This is a genomic window from Enhygromyxa salina, from assembly GCF_002994635.1.
GTDB classification, from domain to species: Bacteria; Myxococcota_A; Polyangia; order Nannocystales; family Nannocystaceae; genus Plesiocystis; species Plesiocystis salina_B.
Window position 1 is genome coordinate 57,914 of record NZ_PVNL01000147.1, and the last position, 12,754, is coordinate 70,667.

The following is a 12,754-nucleotide window of genomic DNA, read 5'->3' on the forward strand; positions in this document are numbered from 1 at the left end:
GATGCAGATGTCGGACGCGGCGACCACGGAAGGTCGCGAGCCGCTGTGGAGTCGGGCCTTCGTGCTCGCATGGATCGCCAATTTCATGCACAGCACGGGCTTCCACGCCTATGTGCATTGGCCGGGCTGGCTCGAGCAGCGCGGCGCCGGAGAGGTGATGATTGGGGTGCTGGTCGCGGTCATGGCGATCGCGGCGATCCTCGCCCGTCCGGTGGTCGGTCGGGTCATGGACACCCGCGGACGCAAGCTGATGCTGGTCGTCGGCGGGCTACTGCACGTCGCGTCCCCGGCGCTGTACCTGCTCGTCGACACCGTCCCCGAAGCGGGGTGGGCCGCCGTCGTCGGCGTGCGCATCGTCCATGGCCTCGCGCAGGCGGCGATGTTCTCGGTGCTGTTCACCGTGGCCGTCGACCTGGTGCCGGCCGATCGCCGCGCCCAGGGTATCGCGCTGTTTGGGGTCTCGGGCATGATCCCGATGGCGGTCGGCGGGCTGCTCGGTGACTGGGTGATCGTCGACGGGGACTATCGGACCCTGTTCATGGTCACCGGGGCCTGCGCGCTGGCGGGGCTGCTGCTGACCCTGCCGCTGCCGGAGACCCGTCGCGGCGGGCCCTCGCGCAGCTTCTTTGCGGCCTTGCTCGCGCCCGAGCTGCGACCGCTGTGGTTCGTGGGCGCAACCTTTGCGATGGGGCTGGCGGCGTACTTCGTGTTCCTGAAGACCTACCTGCTCGAGGCCCCGCAGCTCGGGACGATGGGCATGTTCTTCTCGACCTACGCGGTGTCGGCCGTGCTGCTGCGCGTGTTCTTCGGCTGGGTGCCCGAGCGATTTGGGCTGATCCGCGTGCTCATCCCCTCGCTGCTGGCGGGTGCGGGCGGGCTGGCCCTGGTCGCGCTGGCGAGCTCGCACGTGCACCTGATCGGCGCGGCGGTGCTGTGCGGGATCGGGCATGGGTTCGCGTTTCCGATCATCTCCGCGCTGGTGGTCACCCGCGCGCAGCCGGACGAGCGCGGCAGCGCGATCGCGCTGTTCACCGCGATGTTCGATCTGGGCGTGCTGCTGGGCGGCCCGAGCTTTGGGGTCGCGGCCCACGTCGCTGGGTATCCGGCGACGTTTGGATTGGCGGCCGGGCTGGTCAGCGTCGCCACGCTGGTGTTCGTGGTGTGGGATCGTCGGCTGGTCGGAGCCTCGTGAGGTCTCGGGCCTACTCCTGCTCGCAGCAGCACTTCACCGCGCCGTTGAGCTGCCAGTCGATTGGCTCGTCACATTCATTCACGAGTTGGATACCGTGTAGAGCACATGCATATGTCCTGCATCGAGTGCTACGGCGCGGTGTTCCGCAGGCAAAATGGTGTATAGATGACCATGGAGCTCACGCTCGTTCGCCACGGGGAGACCGTCGGCCAGTCTTCGATCCGACTGTACGGGGCAACCGACGTCGCGCTCGCCCCAGAAGGTGAGCAGCAAGTCCGCGCGACGGCCCGGCGCCTGCTCGATCACCGCTTCGACGCGGTGTTCACCAGTCCGCTCGCGCGGGCGCACCGATCCGCGCAGGTCATGCTGGCGGCGATCGAGCACCCCCAGATCGACATCGAGGTGGTCGAGGGCTTCCGTGAGATCGACTTCGGCACCTGGGAGGGTTGGACCTGGGACGACGTCCGCGAGCGGGATCCCGAAGGCCACGCGCGCTGGGCCAGCGAGGGTCCCGCGTTTCGGTTTCCGGCCGGCGAGGCTCGGCAGGCGTTCGTCGCTCGGGTCCAGGCTGGGGTCGGCCCCAGCATCCGCGCCCGGTTCTCGGCTGGCGCCACGCGGATCCTGACGGTCGTGCACAAAGGCGTGATCAAGGCGATCGCGGCCGACCTGCTCGGCGTGCCGTTCGCCGAGCTCGACCAGCTCGATCTCCCGCTCGGGGCGCTCGCCCGGCTGCGTGGCGACACCAGCGGCTGGACGCTCGATCTGGCGTCCGCGGAGCCAGCAACCGGAAACAACCCGACCACCACCAACGAACAGCGCACGGAGCCAAGCACTTGAATTTCTTTTCACACGCTGTAGTCGCCGCGCGCCGGTCCGAAGATCCCCGCTGGATCCTCGGCTCGATGACGCCCGACTTCGTGTCCATGGCTGGGCTGCGGCTGGAGTCGGTGACCGGCGACACCCCGCTCGAGCGCGGCGTCGCGTTTCATCACACCTGCGACGACGCGTTCCACGGCGCGCCCATGTTCATCGACATGATGGAGCAGGCCCGCGAAGAGCTCGAGCAGCAGGGTCTCGACAGCGGCCCGGCCATGGCGATCGGTCACGTCGGCGTCGAGCTGCTGCTCGACGGTCACCTCGTCGAGCAAGGTGGGGTCACGTCGGGCTACCGGGCCGCGATCGAAGAGGCCGGCCACGTCGGCATGCTGCTACGATTTCAGGGCCTCGACCCGGAGCAAGGCGCCTCGCGCTGGCGGCAGATGGTCACCCGCCTGGCCGCGGCGCCGGTCCCCGAGCGCTACACGGAGCCCAGCTTCGTCGCCAACCGCCTGGTGTTCATCTTGGCGACGCGCCCGCGGCTGGCCGTGCCGTTTGGCCGCGAGCCGCTGGTGTACGCCTGGGCCGAGCGGGCCGCACCGCAGGTCGCCAAGCAGGCCAAGGCGCTGTTCGAGCAGGTCGAGGCCAGGCTCGCGGCCGCCGGGGCGACCCCGCCTGTGTGACCGCGTCCCATTCGGGTCTCCGCTGCATCCGGCTTGGTCCGCTCTCCCCCAGATGCGCCCGAATTACCCGCCAGACGGTCCAAAGTCGACCGGCGGCCACAAACCACTGTCGTGATTGGATCCCAGCCCGTAGTATGGGCTGATGCTGCGTCTTGATACCCGTGTGCTCGCATTGAGCTGTCTCGCTGTGGCCGCGTGTGCCAGCGGCGGGGACCCCAGCGCCGACACGCTCGATCCCACATTTGGAGATCAGGGCAACGACACCACCGGGGATGGGGACCCGGGCGACGGCGACGGCGACGGTGACGGCGACGGCGACCCGGGTGACGGCGACGGCGACCCGGGTGACGGCGACGGCGACCCCGGTGCATGCGGCAACGGGCAGGTCGAGCTGGGCGAGGACTGTGACGCGGGCGACCTCGGCGGCCAGACCTGCATGACCCAGGGCTTTGGCGGCGGCGGGTTGGCTTGCAACGACGATTGCAGCTTTGACACCAGCAATTGCAATGCATGCGGCAACGGCGTGGCCGAGGAGGCCGAGGAGTGCGACGGCGACGACCTTGGCATGAGCTCGACCTGCGCGGATCTTGGGCTCGGCAGCCCCGACGAGCCGCTGGGCTGCACGCAGGCGTGCATGTATGACTTCGCGGATTGCAGTGGCTGCGGCGACGGGGTCGTGACCGCGCCCGAGCAGTGCGAGCCGGCCGGCGAGCTGCTTGAGAAGGCCGAGCTCGACGGTCAGACCTGCGTGAGCCTGGGCTTTGACGACGGCCTGCTCGACTGCACGCAGGGCTGCACCTTCAACACCGACAGCTGCTACGCGTGCGGCGACGCGGTCCAGCAGGGTCAAGAAGAGTGCGACGGGGCCGACTTCGACGACGCGATGTGCTCCGACTACAGCTCGATGTCGGGTGATCCCTTCGCGTCCGGCTCGCTGGTCTGCGAGGACGACTGCACGATCAGCACCGACAATTGCGCGCTGTGTGGCGACAGCGTGATCTCCGGGGCCGAGGTCTGCGATCCTGGCAACCTCGGCGGAGAGACCTGCATCTCGCAGGGCTTCGACGGCGGCGCGCTCAGCTGCAATGACGACTGTAGCGGCTTTGACGACTCGGCCTGCACCGATTGTGGCGACGGGATGATCGAGGGCGCCGAAGAGTGCGACTTCAACAACCTCGGCGGCGAGACCTGCGTGACGCAGGGGTTCCCCGGCGGCGGCAATCTTCAGTGCACCTTGAGCTGCGTGCTCGACACCAGCATGTGCGCCAACAACTTCTGCGGCGACGGCCAGGTCAACGGCATGGACCAGTGCGATTGTGGCAACCAGGGCCAGAATTGCACGGCCGCCCAGCTCGACAACCAAAGCTGCGTGGGCCTGGGCTTTGACGGTGGGTCGCTGGCCTGCAACAGCCCCAACAACTGTAATTATAATGTCAGCGGCTGCTACGAATGTGGCGACGGGAACATCGACCCCGGCGAGCAGTGCGACACCAACAACCTCGGCGGGGAGACCTGCATCTCGCAGGGCTTCCCCGGTGGCGGGCAGCTCGGCTGCACCAACAGCTGCGGGCTCGACACCAGCGGCTGCGTTCAGGTCAGCAACCCGTTCACGCTGTGCACCAGCCCCAACCTGGGGATCCTCAGCAATGCCACGGTGATGTCCATGATCAACGTGCCTGACAATGGGACGATCACCGACGTCAACCTGTACACCGACATCCTGCACACCTGGGTCGGCGACGTTCACTTCACGCTGAACCACGGCGGCAGCACCCCGATGATGCTGGATCGGCCCGGGGTGCCGGGCAGCACCTACGGCTGCGCCAACGACAACATCGACGCGACCTTCGATGACGAGGGGGCGGGCAACGCCGAGGTCGCCTGCGCCGTGAACCCGGCGATCTTCAGCCCGCCCAGCTATGATCCAGTCAACCCGCTGACCGTGTTCGACGGCCAGAACATGGCCGGGCCGTGGACGCTGGCGATCACCGACAACGTCGCGGGCGACGACGGCACGCTGCTGCAGTGGTGCGTGACGATCGCGTGGCAGTAGTTTAGGGTCCGGTCGTGTCCAGCACCCTCGCCCGCGTCCGCGATCGCTTCGAGGCGACGCCCCGCTCCCTCGACGACGAGCAGCTGAGCCGGATCGCCCGGGGAGATCGCGGGTGCCTCGGTGACCTGGTGTCGGGCGTCGGCGCGGTCTCGCTGGTCGTCGCGGTGATCCTCGGCGCGATGGAGACGATCTCGTTCACGTGGACCTACGTGGGCGTGGGGCTGTGGATCGCCGGCTTCGTGTGGGGCACCGTCAGCCAGTCTCGCTCGGGCGCGCGCCGCAAGCAGGCGCTCGAGTCGGGTCCGCTGGTCGTCGCCGTGGTCCTGCGCAGTGAGGCGTGGCTGCAGCGGCCGGGTAAGCGGGTCGGGCGGGCGGTCGTGGTGTTCACGACGGCGCAACCGCACCGGTTCGATCGAGACTGGGTCGAGCGGGCGGCGCTGGCTGTCCAGGACACCCTGGAGGCCAAGGCTGGCGGCTCGACCTGGGTGCCGCTGCGCGCGTTGCTCGTCGATCAGGACTCGTTTGGGATGCACCGGGTTCCGCCAGAGCTGCTGCCCGAGGCCGATCCAGACGCCGAGCCCGCGCCCGTGTACATCGCAGCCATGCACGTGGATCCCGAGCGGCTCGACAGCGCCTATCTCGGCGGCGATGACGATCGTGAGGCGGGAGAGCTCGACGTCGACATCGACGCGCCCAGGCGCGCCCCGCATGTGCTCGTGATCGTCGACCCCGAGCATTCGTTCATCGAGCATGTTCCGCAGGTGCCGCAAGCGGCCGAATAGCGCGGAAAAATCTACCCGTTGAGGCGGCGCGTTCCGCTGATATCTTGATCTCGATGGGACGCCCGCTCGCACGAGCTCAGGCCCGGGCTCGGCAGCCGCTGCGCTTCGAGCTGCCGCTCGCCCCCGAGCGCGTGATCGCCGAGCTGCTCGCCGACCCCCGCGTGGCCGAGGCCCGGCTATCGACCCTCGGCGCCGTGCGGGGTGCGAGCACGCGCTTCGTGCTCGAGCGAGCTGAGCAGGGCTTCGTGCTCGCCGGTCGTGCGTCGGAGCCGGGGGTCTGGGAGCCGGGCGCCTACGCGGTGCTCGATGGTCGGATCACCCACCGCAAGGGCGGCGGCAGCGAGCTGACGCTGCGCTTTCGGCTGCACCCGCTCACGCGCGCCGCGTACCTGAGCGTGGCCAGCATCGCGCTGTTGATCATTCCCCTGCAGTTTTGGACCACGGGGCTGTTGCTGGGAACCGCGATGATGTTCCCGATCGTGCTCGCGGCGATGGTCGTCGGGCTCGACAGCGGCCGGCTTGGGGACCAGCGCGCGAGCTTGCAACGGCTGGTCGAAGAGGTGTTCGCTCCGCTCGCGCTCGCGCGCGAACCCGGCGAGCGCTGTCCATTTAGGCGCGACGCCGAATGTCGCCCCAATGTCTTGATTTCGCGGTCTTGACGACATTCACCCGGTCGTCGCGGGCTCGAGATCGAGCTCCGGGTAGCGACGAAAGATGCCGCTCTCGTTGAACGGCAGGCAGCGAGTCGACGCGCGGTAGGCCGCGATGTTGGGCAGCGCGTCGACGTGATCGCGCAGCGCCAGCAGCCCCGGGGTGGTCGCGGTCACGCTGGCGAACGCCCGCGGAAACGCATAGTCCAGCCCGCGCAGCAGCTGGTTCATGGACAGGTCGACGTAGCTGAGCGCGTCACCGATCAGGCAGCGCCCGCCGCCGCCCGCGTTGGCCTGCAGCACCGCCTCGAAGTAGCGCAGGAACTTGCCAATGCGCTGATCGACGAACCCCCGAGCGTAGCGCAGCGCCTCTGGCTTCTGATCCTCGTAGTACGCCCCCTTGGCGACGGGGTGGTGCGTGTCGTGGGCCTCGGCGACCAGGTCGGTGATCGTGAGCTGCAGCTGCATGGCCTCGGCGCGCCCGGCCGGCTCGACCGGCGCGAGGCCGTGGCGCTCGCCCAAATACGCGCAGATGTTGGGCATCTGTGCGAGTCGGACCTCACCATGGACCAGCACGGGTGGCGCGAGCACGCGCAGCCCAGGCCCCGCGACGCGCAGCTGCTCGACCACCGCCGACGGGCCACCCCCGTCTTGTTTGGAGCGGCGGGCGACGTCGTCATAGGCCACCCCCGCCTGCTCGAGCACGAGCCGAACAAACTCACCGCGCCCGGGCAAGAACGGCCAGTAGTAGAGCTGATAGGGCTGCGCGAGCGAGTCAGAGGCCTGGTCCGAGCTGAGAGGTGCTGACGTCATCGCGTTGATACTCCACTACACGCAGGGAAGATCCAAGTTGAAGCGGGTCCACTCGCCAAGCTTGGTCTCGACCGTGAGATCGCCGCCGTGCTCGTTGGCGATCCCGTGTGAGACCGACAGACCCAGACCGGTGCCCTGGTCGCGGCCCTTGCTGGTGAAGAACGGATCAAACACGCGCGGCAGCACGTCGGGGGGGATTCCCGTGCCCTGGTCCTCGACGATGATCCGAACCCAGCGCTGCTGCTCACCCGGCTTTGGCTCGCGCACGCGGGCGCTGATCGTGATCGTCTTGCGCTCGTCAAACCCGCGGTAGACCTCGTTGAGGGCGTCGCGGGCGTTGGCGACCAGGTTCATGATGATCTGCTGGATCTGCTGCAGCCGGCAGTGGACCAGCGGCAGATCGTCGGGGATGTCGAGCTTGATCTGGATGTGGTCCTTGCGGATCACCGCCCGCACCAGCGACAGCGTGGCCTCGATCAGCTTGCAGATGTCGGTGTCCTCCATCCGAGCCTCTCGCTCCTGCCGCGAGAACTGCAGCAGGTTGCGGACGATCGAGGCCACGCGATTGGACTCGTTGGTGATCTCCCCGGCGAACTCGCACACCAAATTGTAGTTGTCGAGGTTCTCGGTGATGAGCTCGGCGTAGTTGAGGATGCCCTGCACGGGGTTGTTGATCTCGTGGGCGACGCCGCTGGCCAGGGTTCCGATCGACTCGAGCCGCTGTTGCTGACGCAGCTGGTCCTCGAGCGCGTGCCGCTCGAGCTCGGCTTGCTTGCGCTCGGTGACGTCGGTTGCGACCGCGACCGCGCGACGGGTCCCCACACCCAGCTCCCCGCCCAGTCCCTCGCTCCACCCGGCACCGGAGCCTTCGCCCGACCCGACGGCGCTCGGCGAGTCGACCTCGATCGGCGCGAGCCGGGCGACGTACCAGCGCCGGCGTGACTGTTCGTACTCGACCTCGATCTCGAGCTCGCGCTCGACACCATCGCGCAACACCTGGGCCACGGCCTCGCGCCACTGGGCGCCCGCGGCCGAGCTCAAGAACAGCTCGAACAGCTGCGCGCCCCCGCCCGCGACCGACAGGTTGCTGCGATTGACAAACTCGACCTCGCCGCGCTCGTTGAGCAGCGCGATCGCGTCGGGGGCCCCGTCGACGAGCGAGCGCCAGCGGGCCTCGCTGCGGCGCAGCGCCGTGTAGAGCCGGGCGTTGTCGAGCGCGGTCGCGGCTTGGCCCGCGATCAGGCTCAGACCCTCGAGCCGCTCGGGGGTGAAGCACGACGCGCTGAGTCGGTTCTCGAGCACCAGCGCGCCGAGCTGGCGCTTGCCCTTGAAGATCGGCATCCCGAGCAGCGACTGCACGCCCGTGCGAACCACGTAGGGATCGCCCGAGAACCGCGGATCCGTGCGAGCGTCACCGATCACCAGGGCCTGCTCGGTGCGCGTGACGAAGTTGATCAGCGTGGTCGGGCACAGCTGCGCGGCCTCGCTCGCGGGCGGCGGCGCGGCGAAGATCACCAGCTCGTGGTCGACGCTGGCTTCGGCGACGATCCCGAGCACGCCGTCGCGCTCGAGCAGCAGCAGGCCCCGGTCGGCGCCGACGTTGGTGATCGCCGCGTCGAGCACCCGGCCCACGACCTCGTCGAGCCGAAGATCCTCCGTCATCGCGCTGACCGCTTGCAGCACGCTCTCGAAGTCGAGCGACTCGGCGCTGGTGGCCCCGTTACGCGGGTGCAGGATGTTACGCGGCTGCAGGATGTTACGCGGCTGCAGGATGTTACGCGGCTGCCCGTTGCGCGGGTGCATGTTGCGAGGGCGCGTGATCGGGCGCTGGCGAGCTCGCGGAACGTCGTGGGTCCCGCTGGCGCTCGCGGGGTCCTCGAACTGCTCGGGATACGCCACGCACAGCTGCGCGAGCTTGGCCCCGGCGCCCCAGACATCGTAGGCCTCCCACGCGCGCGACCGGGCTCCAGCGGCGAACGCCAGCAGGCCCTCTCGCGCTGCCACGTCGCCGAGCCGCTCGGCCGCGAGACCCTCGACCCACCGACACCCCTGCGCGCCCGCGTGCACACGCGCGCGCTCGAGCAGGCGCATGGCCTGGTTGGGTCGCCCCTGCAGCGAGGCGTACAGCCCCTTCACCAGATCATCGTAGTGGGCGTAGTTGTCTGGGGCGTGGCGGACCCAGCGTTTGATGATCCGCATGCCCTTGATCATGCCCGCGTGGACCTCGGGCGGGACGGACCCACGCGTCTCGATCTCGCTGGCGGTCGCGACCACACAGATCAGCGCGACGCGGGGCACCATCCAGTTGGCGAGCATGACCTCCTCGACGTCGTCGATGACCTCGAGCGCGAGCTCCATGGCCGCCCGCGAGTCGCCGAGCAGCACGCTACACAGCGCCTGGTTGATCGTCGCCGCGTAGACCGAGACCCGGCTGCCCCCGCGACGCGCGATGACCTGAGGGTCGAGGGCCATGTGCACGTCGCTCGCGTCGGCGCCCGCTGGCTGGCGCCCATGCTCGGACTCGCTGCCGGCCAGCGCGACCGCGAGGCCACGCACCATCCACGTGACCAGGACCATGTCGTGGGAGCCCCAGCGCCCGATGTCGTGCTCGAGCCGCCCGCTCAGGCGCTCGAGCACGCGCAGGTGCGTGCCGACCTCGAAGTGCATCGACAGGCCCAGCGCGCCCATGAACCCCGCGCTCTCGAACTCACCGGCCTCGAGCGCGCGCCCGTAGGCGTCGTCGAGCGCCGCGATCAGGCCCGTGAACGGGCGCCCGAGGTGGCCCATGAACAGGTGCGCGGCGGCCTCGGTCGGCGCGACACCGGACGACGACGACAGCCGCTGGGTCAGGGCCAGGCCCTGCTCGCACAGCCGCTTCGCGTCTTTGACCTGCCGCAGCCCCGAGCCCACGCTGATCGCCAGCTGCGCGAGCGCCTGCGGGCAGCTGGGGTGGAACCCGGCGCGCAGGAACAGGCGAACCTGGAGGCTCGTCAGCAGCGTCGACAGGCCCGGGTCGACCGCATGGGCGGCGCTCGTGCTCGCCAGCGCGATCTCCTGGGCCGCGCTGGCGCGGGGGTCTTCGCACTCGGGCAGGGCCATCAGCTCGGGGAGCGTGCGTCGGCGCATCGACAGCCACGCCCGGACCAAGGTGACGCTAATGCGCAGCTTGCCGGGCTTGCGCGGGAGCTCGTGGCCACAGCGGGCGAGCGCCTCGAGCCCGAGCTCGACCGCCTCGTCTGGGCGCTCGGCCAGGCTCAGCAAGCGAATCCGTCGGGCCGCGACGCGCCCGTAGTTCGCAATGTCCAGGCGCCACCCCAGCAGCTCGGCGAACGCGTCGCGAGCCTCCGCGTTGCGTCGCGCCAGCGCCAGGGCTTGCGCGCGCCCAAACGCCAGCCCCACGACCAGGTCATAGTGCGGCGCACCCGGGCCCTGCGCCGCGACTGGGCCCCGGTGCTCCACGGAGAACTCGATGCCGATGTCGAAGTAGCGCAGCGCGGCGTCGTACGACGCGGCATCGAGCGCGCGGTTACCCGCCCGGAGATTGAGCGTGGCGAGCTCGAGGCACGCGGCGGCATCGAGCTCGTCGAGCGCCTCCGCGTCGCCCTCGCTGGGGATCCCCGCGTCGAGCTGATCGACGACCTCGAACAGGTGCTCATCAGACACCTCCCCCGCACGCTCGACCGCGGCCCGACCCAGCCGCCAGTGCAGCTTTCGCCGCTCGGCCCCTGGCAAATAATTGTGCGCGGCGTCCTGGATGCGGTCGTGGACGAACCGGTACTCGCCACCCACGACCGCGAGCAGGCCCGTGTCGACCAGCTCGTGAAGCAGCGCGGCCTGCTCGGCGCGGGGTTTGCCCGTGACGACCTCGAGCGCGGCCAGGTCGAAGCGCGTGCCAACGCAGGCCGCTCGGGCCAGCAGCGAGCGCGCGCGCGCTGACAGCCGCTCGAGCTTGGCGGCCATGACGTCGAGCACGTCATCGGGGATGTCCGCGGCCTCGATCGCGGCTTCGTCCCAGATCCAGCCGTCGGCGCCTGGACGCAGCAGCTCCTGCTGGGCGAGGTGGCCCAGGAACTGCTCGATGAAGAGCGGGTTGTTGTCGGTCTTGCGGCCGACGATCTGCGCGAGCTGATGGACCTCGGCCACGGGCCGGGCCAGGGTGTCGGCGAGCAGGGTGTCGATCGCCTCGAGCTTCAGCGGGCGCAGCCGCACGAGCCGAACGCGGCGGTGCTCGAGCAGCGCGTCGATCAACCCGCGTAGCGGATGATCTGCGCGGACGTCTCGATCGCTGAAGCTGCCGAGGATCAACAGCGCGCCACGCCGACCGCCGTTGACCAGCGCCTGCAGCAGCGCGAGGCTGCTGCGATCCGCCCAGTGCAGATCGTCGAGGACCAAGACCAGCGGTCGCTCGCTGTCGTAGAACGCCGACAAGAACCGACCGACGGCCAGGTGCAGGCGGTTGCGGGCCTCGTGGGGCTCGAGCTCGGGGACCGGCGGCTGCGGGCCTATCACCAGCTCGAGCGTGGGAACCAGCTCGCACATGATCCGCCCGACCCCGCCCAGCGCCTCGGTCAAGCGGGCGCGCCAGTGCCCCAATCGCTCCTCGCTCTCGGTCAACAGCTGCTCGGTCAAGGTCCCGAACGCGTCGACAAAGCCCGAGTAGGGCAGCTCGCGGAAGCCGTCGAACTTGCCCCGCGCCAGGTACCCGCCGAACCCGGCGACCGGACCCTCGAAGTCCGCGAGCAGCGAAGACTTGCCGACGCCCGGCGGGCCCTCGAGCAGCAACACGCGTCCGGTCTGGGTTCGCATGACCCGCTCGAGCTCGTCGACCAGCTCGTGGCGCTCTTGCATGCGCCCGTAGAGCTGGTGCGGCAGCTGCAGCGTGCGCGAGAAGTCACCGCGCCCCAGGATCAACCCGCGACCGTCCTGGCCGATCTCGACCAGCTCACGCAGCTTGCGTAGATCGACCGCGAGTCCGACCGCGCTCTGATAGCGGTGCTCTGGCGCCTTGGCGAGCAGCTTCATGACCAGCCGCGACAGCCCGGCCGGCAGCTCGGGGCGCAGCGAGTCGGGCGAATCGGGGCTGCGGGCCAGGTGCGCGTGCAGCAGATCCAGGGGCGCGGAAAACTCGAAGGGACGGCGACCCGTCAGCAGCTCGTAGAAGGTCACGCCGAGCGAGTAGAGATCACTGCGCGAGTCGACGCTGCGCCCGGTTCGCCCGGTCTGCTCGGGCGATATGTACGGCAGCGTGCCCGTCAGCACCTCGGGGTCGTAGATGCGGCGGCGCTCGGCGTCGAGCAGCGTCGAGATCCCGAAGTCGGACAGGCACACCCGCCCCGTCTCGCCGTCGACCAGGATGTTGGCCGGCTTGATGTCGCGGTGGATGATGCGTCGCGCGTGGACCCTGCCGAGCACCTCGGAGATCTGGATTGCGATCGAGAAGAACCGCTCGAGGTCCAGGGGTTTGCGCTGGGTGAGCGCGGCGAGATCCTGGCCGCGGAACCGCTCGAGCAGCAGCACCAGGTGTTCGCCGACCTGCTGAAACCCCAGCGCCTTGACCACGCCCTCGACATCCAGGGCCTTGATCAGCTCGAACTCATGCTCGACGCGGGGCTCGACGTCGCTGGTGCCGAGATCGAAGACCTTGGCGATCACGACGACGCCGTCGGCCTCCCGCACGGCCTCGTAGACCCTCGCGTGCTCGGAGGATCGCAACAACCGTGTCGTTCGGTAGCCGGTGAGCGATACCCCCATAGGCGCGTAGATTG

General features: G+C 69.3%; 8 protein-coding genes. 6 read left to right on the top strand and 2 right to left on the bottom strand.

Going from position 1 to position 12,754, the window contains the following annotated elements; all coding sequences use genetic code 11:
- The first annotated feature begins 1 nt into the window (after position 1).
- The 6 genes from ENSA7_RS40085 (at position 2) to ENSA7_RS40115 (ending at position 6,185) form a co-directional block, all read left to right on the top strand.
- The gene (locus ENSA7_RS40085) at positions 2 to 1,192 is read left to right on the top strand and encodes an MFS transporter (RefSeq protein WP_106094723.1); all 1,191 of its coding nucleotides are present in this window, start codon (positions 2 to 4) and stop codon (positions 1,190 to 1,192) included.
- A gap of 165 nt (positions 1,193 to 1,357) precedes the next feature.
- Positions 1,358 to 2,029 (top strand): histidine phosphatase family protein, encoded by a 672-nt coding sequence (locus ENSA7_RS40090; protein WP_106094724.1) that lies wholly within the window; start codon positions 1,358 to 1,360, stop codon positions 2,027 to 2,029.
- Positions 2,026 to 2,691, top strand: coding sequence for a hypothetical protein (locus ENSA7_RS40095; protein ID WP_146158702.1), 666 nt, complete (start codon positions 2,026 to 2,028; stop codon positions 2,689 to 2,691). The genes ENSA7_RS40090 and ENSA7_RS40095 overlap by 4 nt, the downstream gene beginning before the upstream one ends.
- 142 nt (positions 2,692 to 2,833) lie before the next feature.
- Positions 2,834 to 4,744 (top strand): proprotein convertase P-domain-containing protein, encoded by a 1,911-nt coding sequence (locus ENSA7_RS40105; protein ID WP_181234596.1) that lies wholly within the window; start codon positions 2,834 to 2,836, stop codon positions 4,742 to 4,744.
- Between the two features lie 14 nt (positions 4,745 to 4,758).
- Entirely contained in the window at positions 4,759 to 5,526 is a 768-nt protein-coding gene (locus tag ENSA7_RS40110; protein ID WP_106094727.1) for a hypothetical protein, read from the top strand.
- 53 nt (positions 5,527 to 5,579) lie between these two features.
- Positions 5,580 to 6,185: a hypothetical protein gene (locus ENSA7_RS40115; protein WP_106094728.1), complete on the top strand. Its 606-nt coding sequence runs from the start codon at positions 5,580 to 5,582 to the stop codon at positions 6,183 to 6,185.
- Between the two features lie 6 nt (positions 6,186 to 6,191).
- Here ENSA7_RS40115 and ENSA7_RS40120 read toward each other — a convergent pair whose 3' ends face one another.
- On the bottom strand, positions 6,192 to 6,989 hold the full coding sequence (locus ENSA7_RS40120) for a glutathione S-transferase (RefSeq protein WP_106094729.1): 798 nt from the start codon (positions 6,987 to 6,989) through the stop codon (positions 6,192 to 6,194).
- 15 nt (positions 6,990 to 7,004) lie between these two features.
- Complete coding sequence (locus tag ENSA7_RS40125; protein WP_106094730.1) at positions 7,005 to 12,740, bottom strand: protein kinase domain-containing protein; 5,736 nt, start codon at positions 12,738 to 12,740, stop codon at positions 7,005 to 7,007.
- Between the last annotated feature and the right edge of the window lie 14 nt (positions 12,741 to 12,754).